This window comes from Thermoproteus thermophilus (assembly GCF_055392855.1).
Genome location: NZ_AP042466.1, coordinates 372760 through 396363, shown reverse-complemented (window position 1 = coordinate 396363; position 23604 = coordinate 372760). Strand labels below are relative to the sequence as shown.

At 59.2% G+C, this 23604-nt stretch carries 27 protein-coding genes and 2 tRNA genes; 12 read left to right on the top strand and 17 right to left on the bottom strand.

From position 1 onward, the window contains the following. The first annotated feature begins 37 nt into the window (after positions 1–37). Positions 38–1255 carry an adenylosuccinate lyase gene (gene purB, locus ACZ5PA_RS02335; protein ID WP_464930686.1) on the top strand — a complete coding sequence of 406 codons (1218 nt, stop codon included), beginning with the start codon at positions 38–40 and terminating at the stop codon, positions 1253–1255. A 10-nt stretch (positions 1256–1265) separates the two neighbouring features. On the opposite strand, the gene ACZ5PA_RS02330 is transcribed toward purB, so the two are convergent. Then, positions 1266–2267 (bottom strand): adenylosuccinate synthetase, encoded by a 1002-nt coding sequence (locus tag ACZ5PA_RS02330; RefSeq protein WP_464930685.1) that lies wholly within the window; start codon positions 2265–2267, stop codon positions 1266–1268. 52 nt (positions 2268–2319) lie between these two features. On the opposite strand from ACZ5PA_RS02330, the gene ACZ5PA_RS02325 reads away from it, so the two are divergent. The 4 genes from ACZ5PA_RS02325 (at position 2320) to ACZ5PA_RS02310 (ending at position 6295) form a co-directional block, all read left to right on the top strand. Then, positions 2320–3099 (top strand): XdhC family protein, encoded by a 780-nt coding sequence (locus ACZ5PA_RS02325; protein WP_464930684.1) that lies wholly within the window; start codon positions 2320–2322, stop codon positions 3097–3099. Between the two features lie 122 nt (positions 3100–3221). Continuing rightward, positions 3222–3319, top strand: a tRNA-Arg gene (locus tag ACZ5PA_RS02320). A gap of 282 nt (positions 3320–3601) precedes the next feature. Continuing rightward, positions 3602–4456 (top strand): ketopantoate reductase family protein, encoded by an 855-nt coding sequence (locus tag ACZ5PA_RS02315; RefSeq protein WP_464930683.1) that lies wholly within the window; start codon positions 3602–3604, stop codon positions 4454–4456. 45 nt (positions 4457–4501) lie between these two features. Next, complete coding sequence (locus tag ACZ5PA_RS02310; protein ID WP_464930682.1) at positions 4502–6295, top strand: APC family permease; 1794 nt, start codon at positions 4502–4504, stop codon at positions 6293–6295. Here ACZ5PA_RS02310 and ACZ5PA_RS02305 read toward each other — a convergent pair. Further along, positions 6273–7175: an MBL fold metallo-hydrolase gene (locus ACZ5PA_RS02305; protein ID WP_464930681.1), complete on the bottom strand. Its 903-nt coding sequence runs from the start codon at positions 7173–7175 to the stop codon at positions 6273–6275. The two genes, ACZ5PA_RS02310 and ACZ5PA_RS02305, sit on opposite strands and share 23 nt — an antisense overlap. Before the next feature lie 145 nt (positions 7176–7320). Here ACZ5PA_RS02305 and ACZ5PA_RS02300 point away from each other — a divergent pair. Then, a tRNA-Ser gene (locus tag ACZ5PA_RS02300) sits at positions 7321–7425 on the top strand. 486 nt (positions 7426–7911) lie between these two features. Continuing rightward, positions 7912–8295 (top strand): PaRep2b protein, encoded by a 384-nt coding sequence (locus ACZ5PA_RS02295; protein WP_464930680.1) that lies wholly within the window; start codon positions 7912–7914, stop codon positions 8293–8295. Between the two features lie 163 nt (positions 8296–8458). On the opposite strand, the gene ACZ5PA_RS02290 is transcribed toward ACZ5PA_RS02295, so the two are convergent. After that, the gene (locus ACZ5PA_RS02290; RefSeq protein ID WP_464930679.1) at positions 8459–8893 is read right to left on the bottom strand and encodes a CoA-binding protein; all 435 of its coding nucleotides are present in this window, start codon (positions 8891–8893) and stop codon (positions 8459–8461) included. A gap of 39 nt (positions 8894–8932) precedes the next feature. Beyond that, positions 8933–9307 (bottom strand): DsrE family protein, encoded by a 375-nt coding sequence (locus ACZ5PA_RS02285; protein WP_464930678.1) that lies wholly within the window; start codon positions 9305–9307, stop codon positions 8933–8935. A 393-nt stretch (positions 9308–9700) separates the two neighbouring features. Between ACZ5PA_RS02285 and ACZ5PA_RS02280 the strand changes: the two genes are divergently transcribed. The 5 genes from ACZ5PA_RS02280 (at position 9701) to ACZ5PA_RS02260 (ending at position 14196) form a co-directional block, all read left to right on the top strand. Then, complete coding sequence (locus tag ACZ5PA_RS02280; RefSeq protein WP_464930677.1) at positions 9701–10534, top strand: DMT family transporter; 834 nt, start codon at positions 9701–9703, stop codon at positions 10532–10534. 62 nt (positions 10535–10596) lie between these two features. Beyond that, positions 10597–11676, top strand: a complete 1080-nt coding sequence (locus ACZ5PA_RS02275; protein WP_464930676.1) for a CofH family radical SAM protein — start codon at positions 10597–10599, stop codon at positions 11674–11676. Between the two features lie 27 nt (positions 11677–11703). Then, positions 11704–12165 (top strand): phosphohistidine phosphatase SixA, encoded by a 462-nt coding sequence (sixA, locus tag ACZ5PA_RS02270; protein ID WP_464930675.1) that lies wholly within the window; start codon positions 11704–11706, stop codon positions 12163–12165. 401 nt (positions 12166–12566) lie between these two features. Next, the gene (gene hypD / locus ACZ5PA_RS02265) at positions 12567–13847 is read left to right on the top strand and encodes a hydrogenase formation protein HypD (protein WP_464930674.1); all 1281 of its coding nucleotides are present in this window, start codon (positions 12567–12569) and stop codon (positions 13845–13847) included. Between the two features lies 1 nt (position 13848). Further along, the gene (locus ACZ5PA_RS02260; protein WP_464930673.1) at positions 13849–14196 is read left to right on the top strand and encodes a HypC/HybG/HupF family hydrogenase formation chaperone; all 348 of its coding nucleotides are present in this window, start codon (positions 13849–13851) and stop codon (positions 14194–14196) included. Between the two features lie 2 nt (positions 14197–14198). On the opposite strand, the gene ACZ5PA_RS02255 is transcribed toward ACZ5PA_RS02260, so the two are convergent. The 13 genes from ACZ5PA_RS02255 to ACZ5PA_RS02195 form a co-directional block, all read right to left on the bottom strand. Beyond that, a complete protein-coding gene (locus ACZ5PA_RS02255; protein ID WP_464930672.1) occupies positions 14199–14828 on the bottom strand; it encodes an ATP-binding cassette domain-containing protein in 630 nt (209 codons plus the stop codon). Further along, on the bottom strand, positions 14813–15466 hold the full coding sequence (locus ACZ5PA_RS02250) for a hypothetical protein (RefSeq protein ID WP_464930671.1): 654 nt from the start codon (positions 15464–15466) through the stop codon (positions 14813–14815). Before ACZ5PA_RS02250 ends, ACZ5PA_RS02255 begins: the two co-directional genes overlap by 16 nt. Further along, positions 15463–15729: a PDGLE domain-containing protein gene (locus ACZ5PA_RS02245; protein WP_464930670.1), complete on the bottom strand. Its 267-nt coding sequence runs from the start codon at positions 15727–15729 to the stop codon at positions 15463–15465. The genes ACZ5PA_RS02250 and ACZ5PA_RS02245 overlap by 4 nt, the downstream gene beginning before the upstream one ends. Then, on the bottom strand, positions 15726–16358 hold the full coding sequence (locus ACZ5PA_RS02240; RefSeq protein ID WP_464930669.1) for an energy-coupling factor ABC transporter permease: 633 nt from the start codon (positions 16356–16358) through the stop codon (positions 15726–15728). The genes ACZ5PA_RS02245 and ACZ5PA_RS02240 overlap by 4 nt, the downstream gene beginning before the upstream one ends. A gap of 72 nt (positions 16359–16430) precedes the next feature. Then, complete coding sequence (locus ACZ5PA_RS02235) at positions 16431–17024, bottom strand: hypothetical protein (protein WP_464931263.1); 594 nt, start codon at positions 17022–17024, stop codon at positions 16431–16433. Further along, positions 17024–17272 carry a hypothetical protein gene (locus tag ACZ5PA_RS02230; protein WP_464930668.1) on the bottom strand — a complete coding sequence of 83 codons (249 nt, stop codon included), beginning with the start codon at positions 17270–17272 and terminating at the stop codon, positions 17024–17026. Before ACZ5PA_RS02230 ends, ACZ5PA_RS02235 begins: the two co-directional genes overlap by 1 nt. Next, on the bottom strand, positions 17256–17768 hold the full coding sequence (locus ACZ5PA_RS02225; protein ID WP_464930667.1) for a hydrogenase maturation protease: 513 nt from the start codon (positions 17766–17768) through the stop codon (positions 17256–17258). The genes ACZ5PA_RS02230 and ACZ5PA_RS02225 overlap by 17 nt, the downstream gene beginning before the upstream one ends. Beyond that, positions 17747–19666 carry a nickel-dependent hydrogenase large subunit gene (locus ACZ5PA_RS02220; RefSeq protein ID WP_464930666.1) on the bottom strand — a complete coding sequence of 640 codons (1920 nt, stop codon included), beginning with the start codon at positions 19664–19666 and terminating at the stop codon, positions 17747–17749. The genes ACZ5PA_RS02225 and ACZ5PA_RS02220 overlap by 22 nt, the downstream gene beginning before the upstream one ends. Before the next feature lie 52 nt (positions 19667–19718). Next, positions 19719–20741 (bottom strand): hydrogenase cytochrome b subunit, encoded by a 1023-nt coding sequence (locus ACZ5PA_RS02215; protein ID WP_464930665.1) that lies wholly within the window; start codon positions 20739–20741, stop codon positions 19719–19721. Next, the gene (locus tag ACZ5PA_RS02210) at positions 20738–22087 is read right to left on the bottom strand and encodes an NADH-quinone oxidoreductase subunit B family protein (protein ID WP_464930664.1); all 1350 of its coding nucleotides are present in this window, start codon (positions 22085–22087) and stop codon (positions 20738–20740) included. The genes ACZ5PA_RS02215 and ACZ5PA_RS02210 overlap by 4 nt, the downstream gene beginning before the upstream one ends. A gap of 21 nt (positions 22088–22108) precedes the next feature. Continuing rightward, positions 22109–22687 (bottom strand): helix-turn-helix domain-containing protein, encoded by a 579-nt coding sequence (locus tag ACZ5PA_RS02205; RefSeq protein ID WP_464930663.1) that lies wholly within the window; start codon positions 22685–22687, stop codon positions 22109–22111. Then, positions 22671–23156, bottom strand: a complete 486-nt coding sequence (locus ACZ5PA_RS02200; protein WP_464930662.1) for a Ni,Fe-hydrogenase maturation factor — start codon at positions 23154–23156, stop codon at positions 22671–22673. Before ACZ5PA_RS02200 ends, ACZ5PA_RS02205 begins: the two co-directional genes overlap by 17 nt. A 100-nt stretch (positions 23157–23256) precedes the next feature. Beyond that, complete coding sequence (locus tag ACZ5PA_RS02195; protein WP_464930661.1) at positions 23257–23568, bottom strand: hypothetical protein; 312 nt, start codon at positions 23566–23568, stop codon at positions 23257–23259. Positions 23569–23604: the final 36 nt, after the last annotated feature.

Below are 23604 nucleotides of genomic sequence, written 5' to 3'. Positions count from 1 at the left end.
CGGGGATGGCTTATTTTTAATACGCCCATTGTTTTACGTGGAGCCCATATCGCCCTTCGACTGGCGTTACGGCACAGAGGAGGTGAGGCGCCTTTTCTCGAGGCAGTCGGTCATGGACGCTTACCTGGAAGTAGAACGGGCTCTGGCTTGCGCCTTGGAGGAGCTAGGCGTGGCCGAGAAGGGGTGTTGCGAGTCGTTGGGACGAGCCGAGGTGAAAGCAGATGAGGTGTATCAGTTGGAGAGGGAGATCGGACACGACGTGCTTGCGCTTGTGCAGTTGTTGGAGGAGAGGAGCGGGTGTCGTTTCGTCCACTACGGCGCTACGTCGAATGACGTGATCGACACGGCGTGGGCCCTCCTCATAAGGCGGGCCTTGTCGATACTGAAGGAGAGGGCGAGGGCGGTGGGCGAGGAGCTGGCCCAGCTGGCGAGGAGGTACAAGGCGTTGGAGATGGTGGGGAGGACCCACGGGCAGTGGGCCGAGCCCATAACGTTGGGCTTCAAATTCGCCAACTACTACTATGAACTCTACATAGCTTGTAGACAGCTCTCCTTGGCCGAGGACTTGATCAAGGCGAAGATAGGCGGCGCCGTCGGGACCATGGCGTCTTGGGGCGGGCTGGGGCCCGAGGTCAGGAGGCGCGTTGCCGAGAGGCTGGGGCTGCCGTATCATCCCATCTCCACGCAGGTGGCGCCCCGGGAGACGTTCGCGGTCCTCGCCTCGGCGCTCGCGTTGACGGCCGCCGTCTTCGAGCGGTTGGCCGTCGAGATAAGAGAGCTATCGAGGCCCGAGATAGGGGAAGTCGTGGAGAGAGGCGGCGGCTCGTCGGCGATGCCCCACAAGGCCAACCCCACAGCGTCGGAGCGGATAGTGAGCCTCGCGAGGTACGTGCGGGCGTTAGCCCACGTGGCCTACGAGAACATAGCGCTTTGGCACGAGCGCGACCTCACCAACTCGGCCAACGAGAGGGCGTGGATCCCCGAGGCTATCCTCGCCGTGGACGAGATATTAAATAGCGCCTTGAAGGTGTTGAAAAGCGTCCACGTAGACGAGGAGAAGATCCAGGAGAACTTACAGAGGGCGCTCCCCCTCGTGCTCTCGGAGTTCCACATGCTCAAGATGATAAGGGAGGGGGCGAGCCGCGCCGAGGCCTACAGAAGGGCGCGCGACGCTAGGACTGTCCTATACGACTACAAGCGGTGGCCTGTGGAGAAGCTCATAGAGGAGGCCTTGTCGTTGAGGCTGTGCGGTTAGCCCCGTCTCTTTATACTCCCTTCTCGCGCCTCAGATCGACCATGTGTTGGGGCTCCGGGCCTGTGCCTATGAGAGTTATCGGCGTCCTCAACTGCGATTCCAGCTCCTCGATCCATCTCCTCGCCTCCAGCGGGAGGTCTTGCCAACGCGTCTTCCCGGCGGCCTCCTTGAAGAGGGCGTCCACCTTCGTCACAGCGATCTGCGTCGGCGTGTTGAGGAGCACGGCGCGTTTGGCGAGCTCTAAGTTGAAGGGCGCGGCCCTCCTGGGCCTCCCCGTCACGGCGCCCCGTTCCGCCCAGCCCCTCCTCTCCGCCTCCTCCGGCGGGAGCTCCCCCGGAAGCGGTCCGTTGCCCACCCTGGTCACATAGGCCTTGAACACCAACACCACGTGATCGACGGCCTTGGGCCCAACGCCAGCCTCGCTGAGCACCCCGCTGGCGGTGACGTCCCTGCTCGTGACGTAGGGGTAAGTGCCGTGGTACAGGGAGAGGAAAGTCCCTTGAGTCCCCTCGATCACGACCCCCTCGTCCTTGAGCTCGCGTATCATGGTCGGGACGTCGGCCAGATAGGGCTTCAGGACGTCGAAGTCCTTCGCCAGCCTCAACCTCCTCAACACTCTGTCCACCATGGCGGCGCCGACTCCTTGCCCCGTGGAGCCCACCGTCTTCATGAGGAACTCATCTCTCCTCTCGGCCTCCACGTGGACGTCCTCTATCACGCCCGTGTTGAAGTCCACGTAGCTGCGCCCCTTGCCGAGCCTCTCCGCCTCCGAGAGGAAGACGTCTATCCTTATTAACGCGCCGGGGGCCACCGCCAACTTCGCCCCCTCGTGGACAAAACACGAGGGCAAGGAGCGCAGCACGACGACGTCGCCCCGCCACGCCACCGTGTGGCCAGCGTTGGGGGCGCCCGTCCTGACGCACAACGCGGGCTTGTCCGCGGTTGCTAGATACGCTACGACTTTGCCCTTGCCGGTATCGCCGAAGAAGCCGTCCACCACTACGTAGAGCATGAATCCTCCGGGACCGCTATTAAAGCTTTTCAACAGAAAACCAGTAGTCCACGTGTCCGTCTGCGAGCTGTTCAAGGCGTTGGACCTAGCCGCCAGGAGGGGCGACGTCGCGGTGTTGGTCAAGGTCTTCGACGGGCAGAAGTCCTACGTGGACGTGGTGGTCGACGGGAGGCCCATGTTGGACCTCTTGACGTCTGACGTGCTCGAGGCGGTGCGGGGCTTGGGCAAGTTGGGCGAGAGGGCCCGGCTGAGGGCTGGGGGCGCGGAGATATACGCCGAGGTCGTCTTGTTGAGGCCCTCTGTGATAGTGGCCGGCTCCGGCGAAGTGGCGAGGCGCGTTTCCGAGATCGCAGTCGCTATGGGGTACAACGTAGCGGCCTTGGGGCATAAGGCGGCCGGGGCCGCCTACTCCGGCGAGTTTTCCGACTTGGAGAGGCTCGTGTCCGAGGGCTCCGTCGTAATCGTGGCCAACGAGGGAGGGAGCCCCCGCGACGTGGACGCGGCCGAGATAGCGTTGAGAAGGGGCGCGGGCTACGTGGCCGTCTTGGCCAGCAAGAAGAGGGCCGCCTTGATAATCAAGGAGCTCATGCAGCGCGGCATACCCAAGGAGGAGCTGGAGAGGAGGCTGAGGTCCCCCGCGGGGCTGGATATAGGCGCCAAGACTGCGGGGGAGATAGCCCTCAGCATAATGGCCGAGGTAGTGGCATATTTAAGGGGCGGCACCGGGAGGCCCTTGTCGGAGATCAAGAACCCATATGACGCGTTGGCCGAGGTCGAGGGCGAGGACCTCTCCGGTTATAAGTGCGAGTGGAGGCCGCCGCGGTTGGCCTGACGCGCCGTCGCCCCATCCTCGAGCTCGGTCTAAGTTTTGTCTAAGAACAAATCCAATCCGCTTTCTCCTTGCCAAGGGGCTGGATCACGCAAAGCTTAAATAGATTTGGAAACGTATGTAAAGGGCCCGTAGCTCAGCATGGAAGAGCGGCGGCCTTCGGAGCCGTAGGTCGCGGGAGGGTTGAAAGTCCCCGCGAGTTCAAATCCCGCCGGGCCCGCCACCTCTGTGTATATTCTGAGAGGAAGAGAAGCGTCCCACAGCCCCGCCGTCGGCGCCGATTCGGCGGACGACCCCGGGCGGGTTGCCCCGTCCAGGACCGCCCGCCTATCCCCCGTCGCCCCCGCGGGAGGCCGCGGAGGCTTAGGCCAAGGGCGGCGAGGGCTGTGGGACGACATATTGATCTCCTATATTTAAAAAGATGGTGTTGTAATATTTAAGTAATATTGAGTTAGTATGAGAAGGACTTACGGCGAAAAAATTAAGGATAAAAGAGCATTCCTACGTGTTCGGCATAATCGGGCTCGGAGCCGTCGGGACCTTGTTGGCCTATTTCCTCGACAAGGCGGGCCATGTGCCGTACGCGGTGACGAGGACGCGCCGGGATAAATACGCGATGAGGATAGAGGGGGCGGAGGAGCCGATCGAGGTAGTGCTCGTGGACAAGCTCCCCGGTTCGGTCCGCTACTCGCTCGTGGCGGTCAAGGCCTACGACACAGAGTCGACGTTGGGGGCGATCGCGGGGACGCCGGTGATCTTCCAGAACGGCGTAGGCGGCTTGGAGCTGATCAGGGAGAGGCTAGGCGTAGGCCTAGGCGCCGTCTTGACGTACGGCGTATCGCGAATCGGCGGCGTTGTGGAGTTGAGGGGCCACGGCGAGGTGGTGTTGCCGGAGGAGGCGGGCGAGCTGGCCGACGCCTTGCGCGCGGGCGGTGCATCGGTGAGGATTGTGCGGGATGTAGAGCCCTACAGATGGCTGAAGACGGCGGTCAACGCGGCCATAAACCCCATCACGGCTTTGTTGAGGGCCAAGAACGGCGTTGTTCTGGAAAGCCCGCACGCGAGGGCCCTCGCCGAGGCGGCGGCGAGGGAGGCAGGCCTCGTGGCGGAGAGGCTGGGCGTGAAGCTCCCGGCGGACCCTGTGGAGGAGCTCCTCAGAGTGGCTGCCGCCACCCGCGAGAACTACTCCTCGATGCTCCAAGACGTCTTGGCCGGGAGGAGGACCGAGGTGGACTACATAAACGGCGCAGTGGTCTCCTACGGCAGGCGGGCGGGCGTCGAGACGCCCGTGAACTACGCGTTGTGGCTAGCGGTGAGGGCCCTCAGCGACGTGCAATTTCGTCAACCCTCGGCGACCTGAGCCTCATCATCAATATTTATAAACAACAGTGAGATTTTTAGCCTTATGTCGAACCAAGTAAAGCTACGTAAATCGTTGACGATGTTGGACTATTTCATGTTGTCGCTCACCGGCATGGTCGGATCCGGCTGGCTATTCGCGGCGTTGGGCGCAGCGGGCTACATGGGCCCCGCGGCCGTGTTGTCCTGGATCATCGCCGGCGTCCTCTTCATGGCTATGGTCTTCTCATTTGCCGAGTTGGGCGGGCTTTTCCCCTTCAGCGGCGCCTTGGCTAGGTACAACCACTACAGCCACGGCGTGCTCAGCAACTACCTCCTCGCTTGGTCCTACACGCTGGGCGCCGTGACGACGCTCTCGGTGGAGGCCGTGGCGATAGTCGAATACGCGAGCTACTACGCGCCCCAGCTCTGGAACTCGCAATTGGGCGTCTTGACCCCCCTAGGCGTGGCCGCCGCCGTGGCCCTCTTGCTCCTCTTCTTCTTCATACAAGTAATCGGCGTCAACGTGTACGGCTGGTTCAACCGCTTCATAACGGCCTGGAAATTAATAGTGCCCTTGACTACGGTCATTTTGTTGATCGCCCTCTACTTCCACCCGGACTATGTCTCGGGCAACCTCCCAGGCGGCTTCGCGCCGTACGGATACGAGGCCGTCTTCTCCGGCATGATACTCTCGGGGATAGTCTGGGCATATCAAGGCTTTAGGCAAGGGCTCGAGTACGCGGGCGAGGGCAAGAACCCGCAGAGGGACGTCCCGCTCGGCGTTCTGTTGGCCATAACGGTCACCATGGCGCTCTACGTGCTCCTCCAGATAGCCTTCATCGGCGCCGTGAACTGGGACGCGGCGGGCGTGAAGCCTGGCGATTGGCAAGGGCTGGCTAGCAGCGACTGGCAAGCGCATCCGTTCGTCAGCGAGGCCATGGCCACGGGAATACCTATCTTGGTGGGCTTGGCCTATGTGCTGCTCAGCGACGCCGTCATATCGCCGGCGGGGACCTTGGCGGTCTACGTAGGCACGGCGGGCAGGAACCTATACGGCATGGGGAGGATGGGCTATATCCCGTCCGTCTTCTCGCGGCTCCACAAGAGCTTCCAGACGCCGTGGATAGCGCTCTTGACCGTTACTATAATAGCCATGTTGTTCCTCGTCCCGCACCCCGAGTGGTATACGATAATGTCCTACTCCGTTATCGTGACCCTTTACGGGTATTTGATGGGCGGTTTGACCAACCACGCGTTGCGCCGCCTAGCGTCCGACCTCAGAAGGCCCTTCAATCCGCCGGCGTGGAGGATAGTCTACCCGTTGAGCTTCGTCGTGGCGTCTATGTTGATATATTGGTCCTCTTGGTCCTACGTAAACGCCGCCGTGATCAGCGGCTTGATAGGCCTACCGCTCTTGTTGTTGGGGCCGTATAGAGAAGTCGTGAAGATGTCGAGGAGGGCCGCCGCAGTTTTCTCCATCGTATACTGGGCACTCCTGGCACTCGCCGCGGCTGCTTGGTATTTAGGCTGGCTCTCGGCGCTTGGGCCGATCAGCTCCTTCGCGATCTACTGGGCCGCCGTGTCGGCGCTCCAGATAGGCGCCTTCGCCTATTTGTGGGCCAAGTCCAGACATCCCGACGTGAAGGCCGCCTCTTGGTTGCCCGTCTTCAATATAGCTCTGGGGGCTTTGTCCTATTTAGGCTCCTTGGGCGGCTTGAACAACCCCGTCGTGCCCTACCCATGGGATTACTTGGTCTGGGCCGTCGTGACGCTCATCGTCTACTACTACGGCGTTTCCGTGGCCTACGAAACGCCTGACCTCAAGGAGATAAAAATTAAGGGCCTCCCCGAAGAATAGTTTTTTCGTATTTCAAAATACCCTCCACGGCCATCTGGAATAAGTGGTAATGCGCCCTCCTCTCCTTAAGCGCGTCGTACACTCTCTTGAGGCCTTGGTCCCTCTCGACTAGGATCTCCTCGAGGTCCCTCGCCGATAGGCCCTCCCTGGCCGCCTCCTCCGCGCTTCTGCTCCAGACCTCCAGCTGCGCCAAATGCGCCTCCAGCGCGGCGACTGCGTTTGGGATTAAGTCGTGATGCGTGTACGCTATGTACGTAGGCCTTGAGGCTATCAACTTCTTGACGCTCTCGACGTACATGTCGAGCTTGAGGGGCTCCATGGTGGTCGGCACCACGTACCCTAAGTCCTCGACGTAGATCCCCGCCGCGTCGCCCACGAAGAGCACGCCTCCGGGCTCCAGGAGGAAGGACTGGTGGTGGCTCGCGTGGCCAGGCGTGTGGATAACCCTCACAGAGAGGTCGCCCACGGCTATCTCGTCCCCGTCCTTTGTCTCGACGACCTTGTCGGCGGGCACCTCGAGGGGCCTTCCGTAGAGCTCGCCGAGCCAGCCCATGGCCTCCCTGGCCGGGATCCAGACCACGTCGGGGTTCGGCAAGGCCTTGGCCCCCCTGGGGTGGACGTAGACTCTCCCGCCCAGCCCGGCGATCGTCCCAGCCCCTCCGTAGTGGTCTATGTGGACGTGGGTGAGGAGGACGGCCTCCACGGGCTTTCCGAAAGACCTCAAGGCCAAGGCTAGCTCGGCGCTAGTGACGGCGGGGCCTCCTTCAAACACGGCGAGCGACCTGCCGCTGTCGGCCACGTAGACGGACACTAGGTTGGAGTATCCTCCGGGCTCCAGATCGATTTTGTACAACCCCTCCAACACCTTCTCCACTTTCATGACAATTCAAGAACTCATTATATTTTATATTATTTAGCATCGCGGCTAGTCCCGGCGCCTAGCAAGGCTTGAGCGCGGACGAGGCGCCTATACGCTTCAGGACTTGTTGCGGCAAAAGTTAAATACGCACGGCACGGCTGAAACGGCCGGGGTGGCCGAGCGGTCCAAGGCGCGGGACTTGAGATCCCGTCCCCGCAAGGGGGCGTGGGTTCACGGGGTAGCCGGCCCAGAAATCCCACCCCCGGCGCCACGGGCTTAATTATAGCGTGCGTAACGCCATCAGTTGGTTTAGCCCAAGGTCTTTAAAGCGCTTTAGGGGCTAAGGCTGCGACTTCCTCCATCGGCAAAGCCGTCGAGGCGCCGTGTCTGTTCGGCCGGCTCAGAATCGCCGTCGCGTACGGCATAATCGGCGTCTATGCATTCACCCCCTCGTCTGGCCTTACCAGCTCCGTCCCGTCGCTACGGGTAAACCGCGTCGGCCACGTCGTCGATTATTTGGATCGAAAGGCCGGTTTATTAATCGGAGAAAAAGAACCGGCGCCGATAGCCCCCGCCGCGCTAGCCGATATGCTTCATCGAATTAGGCCGCCTCGAGGGGGCGCCGGCTGTACGTTGCGCCTACATTCGTCGCGGGCCGAATCCGGAGTAAGGCCCATCCCCCTCCCCCGGCGAGTCGCGCGGTCTTTGGGCCCGAGCTGTCCCCGACGCCCGTTATGGAGTCGGCGTCTAGAGGGCCGTGTCGACGGCGCCTTTATCCTCTAGGCGCGGCGCCCTCCAGCTCGTCCACGACGTATTCGTCAAGGCGGCTGTACACCACGGGCGGCCCGTCGTGCACGTGGAGCTGGAGGTCAACGGCGAAAAGGACAAATTCAACACCGCTTGGGGAGTACATAAAGGCAGAGTGCGCGCCGGCGTGCGGCTAACCAACGACCCCGTCAAAGCCGCCGCTAGGGCCGTAGCGTTGGCCGTGCTGACTGGCGACGAGTTCTTGAGGGACGCGAGGACGGGCAAGACGGTAAACCTCACCGCCGACTCTTTGTTGAGGATGGCTAGGGTGGAGGGAATTGGGCAAAAGCTAGTGGATTGGTATATACAGCTCCGCGAGGAGCGAGAGCGCTGATCGCGAAAAAGCTTCAAGGGAGTTCTCCTATACGCCCGAGCCAGGTCAAAGGGCCCGACCACAGGGGCGGGGCTCAAGACCTTGTGGCGTAGGCCTGCGTGGGAGGGAGTAGAACCCCACGAATTCGAATCCCACCCCCCGGCGCTATTCTCCAGCAACGTAGCTACGACCTCTGTGGCTGAAGGGGCGTGTGCCCGAACAGTCTGGCATGGGTTTCCATCATGCACATATCCTCGAACAAGGCTATCCCCTCCCTCTCCAACGCCTCCCTTACGCCTTGAGGCGCCCTTATGCCCAGCTGAAGCCACACCACCCTCACGTCGCCCCTCTCCCTATGCCTTTTCAAGAGCTCCTCGATTATCCTCGGGACCTCCTCCGACGGCCTAAACACCTGGACCACGTCTATGGGGTCCGGCACCTCCAACAAAGACCTATACGCCTTCTCCCCGAGTATCTCGCCCGCTGAAGGGTTTATGGGGATGATCCTATATCCCATTTGTTTCAAGTATAAGGGGACTACGTGGGCCCACTTCGCGGGATCTCGGGACGCCCCCACGACTGCTATCGTCTTCAGCTTGAACACGTCCTCGACGTCCATGGACTACCCGAATAGACGATTTATATCTCGCCTGCCGTGTTAGAACACCACGACTTGCCCCTCCCCTGCCTCCTCCAGGAAGGAGTACATGGAGGACACGGCGTCAACGAGGCCCATTTTCTTGTACTCATCCTCGCCCACGGCAAATATCCTGCTTGCGGTCTCACAAGCGAACACCTTAACGCCCATGGACTTCGCCGTCGAGATGAGCTCGTCCCACATCACGCGGAGCTCCCTCATCCTCTTGACCTCGGGGGTCTCGGGGACTTGCGCCTTGCCCGCGAACGCCAAAGTGGCCCTCCCCGTCACGAAGACGACCACCTCGTTTCCCCTCGCCAGCTCGGTCGCTATATACGTCCCCGCCTCGTAGAGCTTCACTGGATCGTCCGAGGTGACTATCACGCCCACTTTCATAGCCCCCCGCCTTTGCCCCAACGAGCCGCGGGCCCCGACGCGAAGCCGACGCGAGGCCGGCTCTCCCTCGCCTTCCTGATATGCGTCATACGTCCCCGAGCGCGCCTATTTAAATAGATTATTAATCAGTGAAATAAAAACATATTAGCAAAATTTTTCAAATTATCTTATAAATAAAATATTTGTATAAGAACATGAAGGAATTAAAGCGATATCTTTTTACGATAAATGGCGTCCACGTGCTCGAGCGCCGCCTGTCGGCTTCGTCGAGGCGGCCACGCCTGGGCGAGGGCCGGGCAACCATGCGTGGGGGATCGTTATGCGTCGATGGCCAGGCTGGACATCGCCGAGGCCCTGCGGTCAGAGCTAAAAACACCTTTCCACAAGCCTCTAATGTCGGGCGTCTTGTTGGCCTTGTTCTCGGTGACGGCTTGGAGCACCAACTACGTGGCGGGCCGCTACTTGGCGCTCCACGGCGTCGACCCCATAGCGCTCTCCATAGCCCGTTTCGCCATAGCCACGCCCGTGACCTTCGCCGTTTTCCGTCTGCCGCGCTACGCGGGCGAGCTCAAGCGGCTGGCCGTCGCGGGGGCCTTGGGCGTGGCGGCCTTCAACTTATCCCTCTACGCGTCCCTGCAGTACATGTCCGCCTTCGCTGCGTCCCTCTTCGTGGTCTTGGCGGGCCCCTTAACGGCGTCGGCCTCCTACGCGGCCAGGGGAAGGGCCCCTCCGCCTCAAGTAATCCTCGGAGGCTCGGCGGCGCTAGTCGGGGCCTACTTGGCGTTGGCCCCCTATATATCCGTGAAGTCCCTCGCGGGCCCCCTCTTAGCCGCGATAGCCACGGCCTCGTGGTCGGCCTACACGATATACGTGAGGAGGATATACGGCGCGTATAGGCCGGGCGCCGCCAGCGCGTGGATAAATCTGCTCGGGCTGGCCGACATGGCGCCGGCGATGCCCTTCGCGCGTTTCGATACCTTGGCCCGTTGGGACGTCGCCTTGCCGTTGCTCTACGTGGCTACAGTGCCCGGGGCCCTCGCGTACGCGGCTTGGAACGCCGCAGTCGATAGGGCCGGCCCGGCCAAGACCGCCGCCGTGTTGCCGTTGATGCCGGTGATGACCTTGACGATATCGGCGTTGTTGGGCGAGGCGCCCTCCCCGGCCCAAGCCGTCGGCATGGCCTTGACCATCGCCGGCGTGTACCTCACCGCCAGATCCTCTAAGTGACGACGCGCTCGGCCGGAGAGGGCGCGTCGGCAACGTTTATATTAAAGAAAACGGAGGTCCTCATGCCGACAGTCGGCGAGGTCTTGGAGATGGCCGAGAGGGGCCTCGACCGGTCAGACGCCGTCTACCTCATGCGGGAGACCGACGTCTTCACGCTCGCGAAAGCCGCGGAGGAGCTCACCAAGAAGCACTTCGGCGACGTGGTGACCTTCGTCAACAACGTCGTGATCAACTACAGCAACGTCTGCGTGGCCAAATGCCCCATCTGCGCCTTCTATAGGCCCCCCGGCCACAAGGAGAGCTATCTCCGGAGCCCGGAGGAGGTCGCCTCGATGACCGAGCTCTTCTCGAGGCAATACGGCGTGACGGAGCTGCACATAAACGGCGGGTTCAACCCGACGTTGACGCCCGAGTACTTCGACGAGTTGTTCAAGGCCGTGAAGAGGAGAGCGCCGCGCGTGGCGATAAAAGGCCCCACGATGGCCGAGGTGGACTACTACGCGAGGCTCTGGCGGATGAGCTGGAGGGAGGTGTTGTCCAGATGGAAAGAGGCCGGGCTGGACGCCATATCGGGAGGCGGCGCGGAGATCTTCGCCGAGGATGTCAGGAGGGCGATCTCGCCGTATAAAATATCGGGGGAGGAGTGGGTGAAAATAGCCGCGGTGGCCCACGAGCTGGGCATCCCCAGCAACGCCACAATGCTCTACGGACACGTGGAGAGGGAGGAGCACGTGGTGGACCACATATTCCGCATCAAGGAGCTCCAGGAGAAGACGGGCGGGCTCATGTTGTTCATACCGGTGAAGTTCAACCCCCAGAACACCGAGCTGTACGCCCGCGGCGTAGTGACCAAGCCCGCCTCGTCTATATACGACGTGAAGGTGGTCGCCATCGCCAGGCTGATCTTGAAGGACGAATTGAAAGTAGGGGCCTATTGGCTGTCGGCGGGCAAGAAGCTCGCCTCGACCCTCCTGCTCGCCGGCGCCAACGACCTAGTGGGCACTATGTACAACGAGGCCGTCTTGAGGGCGGCGGGCGCGAGGCATAGCGCAACGACGGAGGAGCTCGCCGCGATAGCCAGAGAGGCGGGGAAAAGGCCGGCGTTGAGGGATACGTTCCACAAAATCCTCGCCTACCTTTAACCCTTAAATACGCGGCTTGGCCAGTACATGCCTGCGTTGTATCTGGCACAACACGGGAAGGCCTTCTCGGAGGCGGAAGGCCCCGAGAGGAGGCTCACGCCCGAGGGAGTCGCCGAGACCGAGAGAGTCGCCTCGTTCTTGGCCAAGGCCGGGGTCAAGGTGGGGCGAGTGGTCCACAGCGGCAAGACCAGGGCGAGGCAGACGGCCGAGATATTCGCGAGGCATTTAGGCGCCTCCGTGAGGGCCGAGGACGGCCTAAACCCCAACGACGACCCGGCCATCTGGGCCGCCAAGGCCGAGGCGCTCGCTGAGGACCTCATGGTGGTCGGCCACCTCCCCCACCTCTCCAGGCTGGCCTCCTTGTTGCTGACGGGCGATGCCCAACGGGAGGTGGTGAAGTTCAGATACTCGGGGGTGGTCAAGCTGGAGAAGGCGGAGGCCGGCTGGAGGCTCGCGTGGTATATAACGCCGGAGATCGCGATCTGTTAGGGCCTCGGCCAAGGCGAGGGTCGCGCCTGCCGACGTTCGTCGAGGGCTTCGGCTCTAAGGACGCCGACTTTGTCCAAACGCAAGTGCGTGGACACGTCTCCCCGGCTCGCCTCGGCCCTCTCGCCAGCTACGAGTCTGGAGGCATCGACTTGCTCCGCAAATTTCGACCGCCTTGTCTTTGGAATGGACGGCATTAACTTAATACGCCCCTCGGTTGTTATCGCCCCTCTTATAATAAGTAATGAAATGATATAGGAATTATAATAATAGCAATAATATAAATTATTTTAATTATAATTAAAATCAAATTAAATTTATATATTTACAAATAATTTTATTTCAACAAGATTTTCCGTATAACTGAAAACATATCTTATAGCTCAAGGACGGATAAGTGCTTCATGTCATGCGTTTCGCTCCCAACCGACTTCCCCGTAGCGCCGACGTTGGACTGTTGGAAATGCCCAGTGATGAAGCGCGAGATGGCAGCGATAGAGCTAGCGTTTAGGCGCAAGACCGCGGTGACCTCGACCCTCATCCGGAGCATAAGGAAATATTCGGAGGAGCTCAAGGCGAGGAATCCCGGCTACGTCTACAAGACCATGGACTTCTGCGGCACCCACGAGTGGACCATCGTGCATTTCGGCTTAAGGAGCCTCCTCGAGAAGGCGGGGGTCGACAACGTGGAGCTAGTCGCGGGGCCGGGCTGTCCCGTGTGCGTAACGCCCTCTTATTACATAGAACAAGCCATTAAGTTGGCCCTCGAGGGCGTAGTGGTATACACTTATGGCGACGTGTACAAGGTGCCGGACCTACGCCCCGTCAAGGGCGCGCGCTCGCTCGCCGAAGCGAAGGCCTTGGGCGGCGACGTCAGGATAGTCCACTCGTTCCTCCACGCGATCCTCGACGCGCGGAAACACGCCAAGCCCTCGGCCTTCGTCGGGATAGGGTTCGAGACGGTTGCGCCGGGCTATTCCGAGGCCGTATTGAAGGGCCTAGTGCCGGATCACCTCAAGCTAATGTCCTTGGTCAAGCTCACCCCGCCGGCCATGTTCTACACCCTCGAGGTGGTGAGGGAGAAGCCCACCGATTTCCCCATATCGGGCGTCATAGCGCCGGGCCACGTGTCGACCATAGTGGGCGGCAAGGCTTGGCGGCCCGTGGCGGAGCAGTTCGAGATCCCGGTCGTGGTGGCGGGCTTCGAGCCCAACGACGTCTTGACCGCTATCGCGGAGATATTGAGGCAGTTAGTCCGGGGCGAGCACAAGGTGGCGATAGAGTACACGAGGGCGGTCACATGGGAGGGCGACTTAAAAGCACAGTCGTCTATAAGGACTGTGTTCGAGACCGTGGACTCCGCGTGGAGGGGCATAGGCTATATACCCAAGAGCGGGCTGGCGCTTAGGGAGGAGTTCAAGAAACACGACGCGTTGGAATACTTCGGAATCCCCGACCTAACGCCGGACACTTGGCGTTATGATCTCCCGGCCAACTGCAAATGCGCCGAGGTGAACTTGGGCAAGGCCAAGCCCACGGACTGTCCGTTGTTCATGAAGGCGTGTACTCCTGATAGGCCTATAGGCCCTTGTATGGTCTCGGTAGAGGGGACTTGCGCCGTGTGGGCCAGATTCGGCGGGGGCGGGTTGGCCGAGGAGATAGCGAAAGAGATCGGCGTGTTGTGATATGTGCTGGGCCGTCCCGTCCGTCGTCACAAAGATCGAGGGCGGCATAGCTTGGGTAGATCCAGGCGATGGCGTGGAGAGGCCGGCGGTGATAGGGATCGAGGAGTCGGCGCTCCAACCCGGCGACTTGGTCATGGTGCACGCCGGCGTGATCATAGCCAAGGTGGACCTCGCGACGCTTAGGGAAAGCATGGAGATGTGGAAACAGATGGCGAGGGAGCTCGCCTTATCTACAGGGGAGGATCCAGAGGCCGCCGCCAAGATAATAGAGGAGGAGATGTGGCGCGTGTTGAAGATAGCCGAGGACGCCAAAAAAGGAAGGAGGGAGGCCGTCAGAGAGCTGGCTTAACATCACGGCGCACATCTACACCTATCGTATCCGTATTCCTTGGCTTTCGCCAAGGCCTCATCGCCTGAGTAGAGAACACCGTCGGCCAAGAAGTAGAAGTTCCAGCCCAGCTCCAGGAACTGGTGCGACGTCATCACCACGGTCTTCGCCGCGGCCGTCGCGACGGAGAGGGCCTTCTTGAAGACATTGGGCGAGAGGCCCTCGGGGAGCTCGTCGAGGAGCAACACGTCCGGTTTTCTGGCGAGCGAGCACAAAAGCGCTGCGAGTTTTTTCTGGCCCCAGCTCAAATAAAACGGGGATTTGTCGAGGATATCGCCTATGCCGAGCCTATCGGCGATTTCCGCGATCTCGCGCTCGTCGGATCGGCCCGCGCTCCACAAAACGGCGTTCTCCAACACCGTCCCCGCCACGAAGTGCATCTCGGGGTCTTGGAACATTATGGAAACAGACCCTTCTACTTCGATTTTGCCGCGTTGCGGCCTCAACACTCCAACGATGGCGTGGAGGAGAGCGGTTTTGCCCGAGCCGTTGGGCCCGAGCAATAGGTTCAAGCCCTTGAATTCGCCCAAGGCTCCTCTCAACACAGCCCTTCCGCCGAGCTCGAGCCAGACGTCCTCTAGACGAACGGCCATATCGCTATAGCCGCGATGAACGGGAGATCCCACAACGACAACGTCTTTTTACAACGGGGGATCAACATAGTGGATACGGTGTACACCTCTCTGTACCTCACCTCCATCCTCCGCAACATGTAAGCTACGGCGAAGGCTGCCCCTTGGAGGTCCAGCCGCCCTCTCAACGCCTTGTACGCGCTCACGGCGTTTTGTAGAGCGTTCGGGGACAACAACACGGTCTTCAACATGGACACGACAGCGGCGCCGTCAACGCCTATGCATATCAACGAGAGGGCCGTGGGCGTGAACCCCCTCAAGGCCACGAAGGCCCCCAAGAGGGACGCCGAGGATATAACTCGGTAGAAGGTCGGGAGGGCCTCTTGGGGCAAGCTGCGCGCCAAGACCATCCCGAGGGCGTATATAACTGCGGTGAACGCGGCGGCCGTCGCGGACATCCTCAACACCACTCCGATGCGCCTCCCGGCGGACCCCATCGATATCGCCAATGCGAATAAGAGCGCGTATAGATCCACCTTGAAGGCGTATAGCGATACCGCCGCGGCCGCGATTATTAGAGATATGGGGGACGCAGGCTCCCACTTCTCCTTGACGAGGGAGAGCAAAAAAGATTGAAGTTCTGATAGGAAGGCGCTCACCTCCGCCTCTCGAGGAGCAATGTCAGTACTATAAAAATCGCGACGCCCATAGCTCCCGCTACTATATAACTCACCTCGTCGGGGAGGCCGGGCACTGTGTAGTCCTTGAACGGAGTCCAATTTATGGCCGACTCGTTTAGGTGCAACATATCCGCTATGTGGTCGAGAGGCTCCGCGTATCCGACCGCGTTGGCTAGGATAACGCCGAATATGGGCGATATCAGCAGTAAGATTAGTATGAGGACCAAGTAGCGCTTGGTCATGGCCTAGGCGTTTGTATCGTTGGTAATTGCGCCGGCATCATCTTGTAGTGCTGCAAGGCGCCCACCAAGGCCGCCGTGATGGCGCCCTCTACTAATCCCAATAGGAAGTGGGGGAGCGCCATGGCGGGCACCGTCACTGAGAGCGGGAAGCCCACGGTGGGCATCAGCCCGATCTCCAAGCCCGCGACGGTCCCTGCGATGAACAAGCCCAGCCAGCCTCCTAGGAAGGCCCCAGCTACTGGATACCTCCTCGCGAGGAGCTTCCACAAAGCCCACCCAATCCAGACGTCCACTACGCCCATGTTCAACACGTTGGCTCCGTACGTGGTGATGCCCCCGTCGTGGAACAACAAGGTCTGCACGGCCAAGACCAACGCGATGGATATCGAGGCTGCCCACGGGTTTCCTAAATACATGGCTGCGAAGGCGCCTCCGACGAAATGGAGAGATGTGCCGCCCGGTATCGGCCAATTGAGCATCTGTGTTACGAAGATCCCGCCGGCAGCCGCCGAGATCTTCGGCAGTAAGTCCTTGGGCGTTCTCTTCGCCGCAAAATAGAGACAGACGGCCGTGATCAGCCAAGTCGCGCCTGCTATATAGGGATCTAGCCACCCATCCGGTATATGCATAACGGCGTAATACATTATCTCAATATAAGTAATATTTTCGGCGGGACGAAAAACTAGAGGCGCGCCGCTTAGCTACGCGGCCTTGTTGCAGTTGAAGAAGGACAAGAGGGAGTTCACGATATCCCCTGCCCTCTTCAAGCGGGAGACGACGTATTGCCAACTCCCGCCGATTATTATATACGCCATATAGCGGTTATCTCCCAAGGGCGTGATGGATATGTAAATGCCCTCTCCGCCTTGCGGCTTCCCGCTTATCAGCACGAGGCCCGTCTTGATGAACTCCTCGCCGGCGAGGGCTATCCTCTCGCTCTTGCAATCGTTGCCGAGGAAGCCGAAGGATATATGTAGCTCGGCCCTCGGAGGCTCGGGCGCGGAGAGCTCAGCGAACGTCCTCGAAAGATCGGCGACGCCTCTATTCACTAAGTTGTAGCTATCTGCGTATACCCCCAACGCTCCTCTGTTCAAATCGGCGAGCACGTACACCACTCCGTCCTCGTAGACGCGTTTGGCGGCCGAGCCGTCCGGGAGCGGCTCCAAGTGGACTAGCCCTTGCCTATAGGCGGCCTTGCCGACCTCGTAGCCCAGCCCCACTAGCTTGGCCAAGACGGCCGGGAGGTCTATGTTGGTGCCGTATATGAACCAATAGATATAGGAGAGGCCGTACATCACTTGAAATGTTCCTTGATTTTTTTATATAGTTCCTCTAAATCTACGTTTTGTAGCTCTTTGGCGTTGCCTAGATCGGTCACCCACGAGTAGAGTATCGAGCTGAGCGTTTTCTTGAACTCCTCCTCGATTGGTTGCGCGATGGGCCTCACGATCTCGGCTCTCAGCTCCTCTATGGGCTTTAATATCGGTTCCACTGCTCTCTTCAACTCTTGGTAGATCTTCAAGAAGTCACGCGCGGAGGACACGTCTATAACACTCCTCAATCCCTTTTTTAACATCGCCCTCGACCTTGAGCTCGTATCTGAACTCCGCGAGCTTGGCCTTGAGCTCGGAAAGAACTACGTAAGACGCCGCGAGGACCTCCTCGGAGGGTTGCGAGAGCGGCTCCACCCTCTTGGGCCCTACCGCTATTAAATACGCCTTGGGGTTCCTCCCCATGGCCCTCAGATAACCGACGAGGAGGGAAGGAGGCGTCCTATGGGCGTCGACCAGCCTAGTGTCGGACACCGTGAGCGAGCCCTCGATCCTCTCGACGGCAACTGCTCCAGGAGGCAATTTAGCGTCAACGTCTAGGAATATCAAGACGTCGTAGTCCGCGAGAGTGCCGAGCACGCCAATGCCGTGCGCGTCGGCGTCTAGGACGAAGGGGTTGGAAAGCGACAAAAACTGGGCGAGACAAGAACCGAAGCCGTCGTCGCCGTAAATGGGGTTGCCCAGCCCTACAACGAGCAAGCGTTCCATATAACTTTCTCTATCACGTTATACACGCGGCCGCCCTCGCCCTTGGCTTCAAAGTGCACGGCGCATGCCAGACAAGGATCGAAGCTACGTATAGCGCGGACGAAGTCGAGGCCTGTCCACTGATCCGGCGGCACTTCCTCCGTCACTTTGCTGTTGCGGACGGACATCTCGAACGGGCCGGAGCACTGGCCCTTCCACGGATCGGTACATCTGTTGTTGGTCGGGCTGACGTTGGGCGTAGTCGGCGCTTCGTATTGGTAATTCGCTATGCGGCCGTTCTGTTGGACTAGCCAATGCATGCAGTTGCCTCTCGGCACTTGCCACCAGCCGAAGCCGTAGGAGAAACTGGGCCACTTGCCGTAGCTCCACGGCCTAGAGGTCTGGGCCTTCCCGGCGCTCACGAGCTTCAAGCCGTAGAGCAAGTTCGCCCACGCCAAGGACGCCGCAAGGGCCAAGTGGACGGCCCTGGCCAATAGCCTCTCCATTGTGGTGGAGTAGTTGGGCATGTTCCAAGTTATCACCAACTCCTCGGCCGTGCCCGGCGGCAAGTCGGGGTTCACGGTGTTTCCCGGCAGATAGACCTTGAGCTGGCTCCCGTTGCTCTCCCAAGCCTTGTAGTTATCCACTTGCACCGTGGCCGCGTGTAGCGTGTCGAGCCACAGCTGAGCTATGGGCCCGGTCTCTATGGGGGCGATCCTACCGTCCTTTAACAACAGCCTAGGCTCGGCGGCCCACGTGTATTTCTCGGCGAAGTTGACGGCGCCGGGCTTCGGGATAGTCGTGCGGTTCCACATGTGGTACTTGAACAACGGATCGTTGCCGTATGCTAGAGGCCTACCCAAGGGATCCTCCTTGAGCCAGCCGTAGGGCGGGGCCACGTTGGCCGCGACCCAGTCCTCGTAGAAGGAGGAGTCCGCGAACTCGAGATAGCCGAGCTGTATCTCGGTGGGGTTGGGGCTATAGATCTCGTGGCCTATCGCGAAACCCGGCTTCTCCCATCTGGCGTTATAGGCCTTGTCCAGAAGGGAATACATCTTAGTCCAATCCCCGCCGGCCTCGTCGTATATGTTGCTGTATATTTCGGGGTCGTCGGACCAGCCGCCGGCGAGCAGTACAGGCGGGTCGTGGGTCTTGCCTTGGACTAAGGCGTAGGGCTGCCCGTCGGGCGTCGAGACGTGGTCTCTGAAGAACTCGTAGAGGTCTTGCCATATGGCCCACACGAATTTAACCCAAGCGGTCAAAAGGGAGAGGCGCGCGTAGTATTCCTGGAGCAACGAGCCCAAGAGGGTTACGTCGGTCGATATGCCGCCGGGTATCAACGTGGACGGGTGCGAGTGGCGTCCGTATATCAACACCCCGGCCTCTCTGGCTATGCGTTGGTGCTTGACAGTCAACTGCCAGATGCGCCCTTGGATGGGGTTGAGGTCGCGCATTATGTCCGCGATCGTGCGGTAGCCGTGTATGCTGGAGTAGTTGGCGGGCGTCTGCTGGGCCGTCTGCCACACCGAGGGCGTCAACTTGCTCACCATCAATTCGCTGTAGTCGGGGCCCTCTAACATGTTGAGGATTATGGAGTGGTCGTAGGTGTAGTCGGTCATGGCGTAGGCCAAATTCCTCAATACGTTGCCCATGGGGAGCGGCGTCATGCCCGCCGCGGCGTCGCAAGCCCTCGTGGACGCGTTGGCGTGGGCCGCGCCGCAGACGCCGCAAGTGCGCGAGGTTATATGGATGGCGTCCTCCGGAGGCCTTCCCCTTAAAAATACCTCAAAGCCGCGGAACATCATGACGGTGGTCTTAGCCGTGGAGACCGCGCGAGCGGCGGCGTCCACCTCTGCGTAAAGCGCGAGGTGGCCCTCTATACGCGTTATGGGATCTATCCAGAGTTTTATTGTGGACATAGAATTATTGAAAAAGACAATTAAAAAATCCCGTTTTCAAGCCCACGAAAAATCACTTGCCGGAGGTCTGTTTATACCAGAGCGGATGTTCCTCTCTCGCTACGCCCTCGGGCATTTTGCCCTCGTGGAACATCTTGTTATAGGGGAATATATGCGGCATGAAGTGCGTATACGTTATGTGTACTATTAACAAGAAGCTAACGGCCAAGATGGCTTCCTTGGTGTGGAATAGAAACGCTAAACCGTCAAAGGCCGAGGGGCCGTATATGGCCATCAACGCGCCTGGGATGCCCAATATGACAATACCCCAGTATACGCCCCAGTACTCGAACAACTGCTCCTCGTCGTATTTGTGATACACGGGGGGCTTCCATCTGGGACTTATCAGCCAGAGCGATCTTCTAACTAAGCTGACCACGAAGCTCCAAGTCCAGAACCTTAAGATGGGCCATTTCTCCATTACGCGCTCTCTTCTAATAATGCCGATCAATACCCGCACTCCATAGTAGGCGAAATGCGCTATCACTAAAACGCCCATCGTGATCCCGGACCAGACGTGTATCACATAGATCCAAGGCACCGGGCCCGTCTGGGACGGCCAGAGGAAATAAGGCGGCGGGCCCGCCGCTTGGTAGACGCCGGGTATGTTGAAGTATTGTACTTGCGGGTTGTTTATCTCCATGCCTATGAAGCCCGTGACCGCCGTCAACACGAGCGTCACGAACATCGCGATGTGTTGTACCCTCTGCATGACGGACCACCTCTGCACCTTCGGGGTGTTCATGAGTTGTCTGTAGTGGTCGTAGTTGGCCGCGTAGACGGCGAAATGTCCCAACGTCCAGAACGAGCCGTAGATGGCTATGAGGGTTATCAAGACGTCGAAGAAGACGCTCCAGAAAAGCGTCTCGAACTGAAGATCGAATATCCTAATCCCGTAAGTGCTCATATAGGACCATAACAAGGGCCACGTCTCGCTTAAGGAGGGTAGCACTAAGAAATACCAGATCGACCAAGTCGCCCCGACGGCTATCGCGGTCCCGATAAGGCTACCTATGATCCTCCCGGTCCACTTCATTTCTTTTCCTCCTGCCCGCCGCTCTGGGCTTTCTTCTCGGCCCTGGCCCTAGCGGCGGCCCACGCGCCTCCTATCACGCCGGCGCCGGCTATGGCCGCCGCCGTGACTACGGCCACGTCGGTCAATGATTTAAGCCCTACCGGCGCGTACGGCAGTTTTGCGTAGAACGGCTCGAAGGCGTCGGTGAAGCCGGGCTGGGTACATCCTATACAGACGCCGCCCGTCCTCGTGGGCCCTCCAACGCCGCCGACCCAGCCCACCTTGTTCCAAGGACAGTGCGAGACAGGGCCCTTACAGCCGACTCCGTACAAACACTTCGCGTCGCCGGCGCCGGGGTAGGGCCTGAAGTCGCCTGCGGCGTACCAAGCAGCCCTCGGGCATTGCTCGTGGGTAGTATATTCAAATATAAACATAGGCCTTGCGTATTCGTCCAAGAAAGTCTCGCGGCGCAATACGCTGATGTCTAAATATCCCGCCGCTACTAGGACCAACAACGCGAGGGTCCTCATGATGCCGTTGCCGTTAGCCGGACAGCCGGGCACGGCCACGGCAGGTTTAATCGTCTTGAGGTCCGGCACTCCGCCCTCGTCGATGTATTTACGGAACGGCTCCACCTCCGGCTGGAAATAAGACTGGTGTATTACTCCCTTTATCCCGCGCAAGGGGTCGTCGAAGAAGCCTATGGCCCCCGTCGGCGACTGCGACCACGTGGCGTAGTTAAAACCAGGCGGAGGCTCCAACACCTTATTGGCCGGAATGCCGCCGTAAGTTGCGCAATTGCCCACGGCTACTACCGCGACCGCGTTGGGCAACAATTTCTTGAGCCATTCAGTGCACGTGTGTTGGCCTATTTTGCAGTAGTAGCCGCCCCCAGCGGTTATGTTGGAGCCGGATATGCCGTACTCTTGCGGGAAGCTCCCCTCCAGTACTAAGACGTAGGGGCCGTACTTGCCGTTCGCCAAGTCCGTCAATATGGCGTCCGCGTTACCGGGAGCTGGCTGTTGTGAAACTATAGAGGCCAAGTATTGGTCGTTGTTGACGTCCGAGGGCGACGTCATGTGATATGCCCCCCACTCGGGCATCACGGTTTCGTGGAACAAGAGCCTCACGGTGCTGGGGCCCACCAACGGCGTCGTCCCCAATAAGACGTCCACGAGCGAGGGATCAGTGGCTTGTATGACGGAGGTGGTGTTGCCGGCACAGTCCTGCGCCTCGAGCCAAACAACTCCTATATCGCCGTTTTTGATGGCCTCGCCCGCCGCCTTTACTAAAGTACCCCAGTTGAGCGACGCCAACATCGACGCGAGAGCCGACGCCTTTAAGAAATCACGTCTTTTTATTAGCATTGGTAGATTTCTTAGCGGCGCTTAAAAATCGTATTTCCAGATATTTGGAAAAATCTTAATGCGATGGCATTCGGGGTATAACTCGAAGCGAACTCCGCCACAAAGATTGCATTGAGCCGCGATAATTCCCCCTTTCCCGAGAATAAACTTAGAGCCGTTTATCTCTATCGCGCAGTCCTCGCAGAACTTCAACAAGAGCTTAGCGGCGAGCTCCTCAGCTCGTGTGCCGCGTAGCCCCCTCAACGAGCTAGGCCCTATTAAGCCCACGGTGTCCGCCAAGGTCTTCACAGGCAAGTCGTTGACTTTACTACAGAGGAACGCCAGGTACTCCTCGACTGCCGATGCGGCGACTCCGTATTTGCGGGCCAAGATCGCTAAGGCCGTCGGATCGCCGTGGCTTGCCAAGACCGCGAGCCCCGCCTCGGTCACCTCGATGTTGCCCCTCTTGTACTCCACCAGCCCTGCGTCGGCCAGACGTTGGACCATCCTCCAAGCGGAGGTCAAAGGGAGGGAGGTCTTCTTGTAGGCGTGATAGAAGCGCTGAGATTCCAGCGAGGCCTTCAGCAGCTCCAACTCCCTTTTCTCAAGCTTTTTGCACATGGCCCAACAGCTCCAACGCTTTCTCGGCCATTAACTTAGCGCATTTCTCCCCCTCGGGGGATAAACCTATGCCCGGCTCGGGGCGCGGGGGCTCGCAATCTATCACGTACACCTTCTTGGAGACGGGGCCCAAGACGCTGAGGCCTACGAGCAGATCTTGGAGCGATATCCTCCCCTCCAACGAGGGGCGGAGCGCGTCCGCCGCCGCGAGGACGTCGTCGAATTTCTGAGGCTCAAACTCGTACACCTCGAGGGTGCCGGGAGGACGGCCCTTTTGTATAGCGCCCAGCAAGATCAAAACCTCGTGAGGGCGCTTCTTTAGCTCATCGATCATAGCGAAGACGTCTCCGGACAGCTCCAGCACCTCGAGGCCTCTCTCCCTCAATATACGAGCGGCCTCATACCCTATTGCGCAATCCCTCTTCAAAAAATAGCCTACAGAAGCTATTAAGGTACTATATAAGCTCATAATCTATTCGGAAACCTGATCTTAAAATACTTTTAACTAATATATATTGTATAATTATTACTATTTTATTATGAAAATTTTCTTACAAAAAGTATAAAAATCATTCCTTTTCAAGAATAGTAGATACTATTTCTTCAATTGAGGTAATTCTTAGTTTATCAAGATCAGCGTCGTAGACCAAAACACTCTCTACGCCCTTTAAGACGAACCGCCTCATCTCAGAGTCGTGCCATACGTTCGGCAACAAGGAGCCGAACATGGACATCAGATCGTTGGCCGCTATGGCGTAGCAGATCTCCTTTTTCTTGGCCGCGGCGCACTCCTTGTACCTCGTCCTTATACTCCTCAAGCCGTCTCTGACCATATCAACTTTCAGTTCTCTTGGCGTTATGCCGTCGTCCATCTTGAACATGAGGGGAAGTTTTTTAGTATTGATAAGGATCGCAAA

Excerpts from the sequence above, each read along its gene's own strand:
- ACZ5PA_RS02195 (WP_464930661.1), bottom strand. The coding sequence starts at position 23,568 with ATGTTCAAGATGGACGACGGCATAACGCCAAGAGAACTGAAAGTTGAT.
- sixA (WP_464930675.1), top strand. The coding sequence starts at position 11,704 with ATGCCTGCGTTGTATCTGGCACAACACGGGAAGGCCTTCTCGGAGGCG.
- ACZ5PA_RS02260 (WP_464930673.1), top strand. The coding sequence starts at position 13,849 with ATGTGCTGGGCCGTCCCGTCCGTCGTCACAAAGATCGAGGGCGGCATA.
- ACZ5PA_RS02255 (WP_464930672.1), bottom strand. The coding sequence starts at position 14,828 with ATGGCCGTTCGTCTAGAGGACGTCTGGCTCGAGCTCGGCGGAAGGGCT.
- ACZ5PA_RS02225 (WP_464930667.1), bottom strand. The coding sequence starts at position 17,768 with ATGGAACGCTTGCTCGTTGTAGGGCTGGGCAACCCCATTTACGGCGAC.
- ACZ5PA_RS02275 (WP_464930676.1), top strand. The coding sequence starts at position 10,597 with ATGCCGACAGTCGGCGAGGTCTTGGAGATGGCCGAGAGGGGCCTCGAC.
- ACZ5PA_RS02200 (WP_464930662.1), bottom strand. The coding sequence starts at position 23,156 with ATGAGCTTATATAGTACCTTAATAGCTTCTGTAGGCTATTTTTTGAAG.
- ACZ5PA_RS02205 (WP_464930663.1), bottom strand. The coding sequence starts at position 22,687 with ATGTGCAAAAAGCTTGAGAAAAGGGAGTTGGAGCTGCTGAAGGCCTCG.
- ACZ5PA_RS02305 (WP_464930681.1), bottom strand. The coding sequence starts at position 7,175 with ATGAAAGTGGAGAAGGTGTTGGAGGGGTTGTACAAAATCGATCTGGAG.
- ACZ5PA_RS02210 (WP_464930664.1), bottom strand. The coding sequence starts at position 22,087 with ATGCTAATAAAAAGACGTGATTTCTTAAAGGCGTCGGCTCTCGCGTCG.
- hypD (WP_464930674.1), top strand. The coding sequence starts at position 12,567 with ATGTCATGCGTTTCGCTCCCAACCGACTTCCCCGTAGCGCCGACGTTG.
- ACZ5PA_RS02220 (WP_464930666.1), bottom strand. The coding sequence starts at position 19,666 with ATGTCCACAATAAAACTCTGGATAGATCCCATAACGCGTATAGAGGGC.
- ACZ5PA_RS02240 (WP_464930669.1), bottom strand. The coding sequence starts at position 16,358 with ATGCATATACCGGATGGGTGGCTAGATCCCTATATAGCAGGCGCGACT.
- ACZ5PA_RS02215 (WP_464930665.1), bottom strand. The coding sequence starts at position 20,741 with ATGAAGTGGACCGGGAGGATCATAGGTAGCCTTATCGGGACCGCGATA.
- ACZ5PA_RS02330 (WP_464930685.1), bottom strand. The coding sequence starts at position 2,267 with ATGCTCTACGTAGTGGTGGACGGCTTCTTCGGCGATACCGGCAAGGGC.
- ACZ5PA_RS02245 (WP_464930670.1), bottom strand. The coding sequence starts at position 15,729 with ATGACCAAGCGCTACTTGGTCCTCATACTAATCTTACTGCTGATATCG.
- ACZ5PA_RS02290 (WP_464930679.1), bottom strand. The coding sequence starts at position 8,893 with ATGGACGTCGAGGACGTGTTCAAGCTGAAGACGATAGCAGTCGTGGGG.
- ACZ5PA_RS02235 (WP_464931263.1), bottom strand. The coding sequence starts at position 17,024 with ATGTACGGCCTCTCCTATATCTATTGGTTCATATACGGCACCAACATA.
- ACZ5PA_RS02285 (WP_464930678.1), bottom strand. The coding sequence starts at position 9,307 with ATGAAAGTGGGCGTGATAGTCACCTCGGACGATCCAGTGAAGCTCTAC.
- ACZ5PA_RS02310 (WP_464930682.1), top strand. The coding sequence starts at position 4,502 with ATGTCGAACCAAGTAAAGCTACGTAAATCGTTGACGATGTTGGACTAT.
- ACZ5PA_RS02280 (WP_464930677.1), top strand. The coding sequence starts at position 9,701 with ATGTCGGGCGTCTTGTTGGCCTTGTTCTCGGTGACGGCTTGGAGCACC.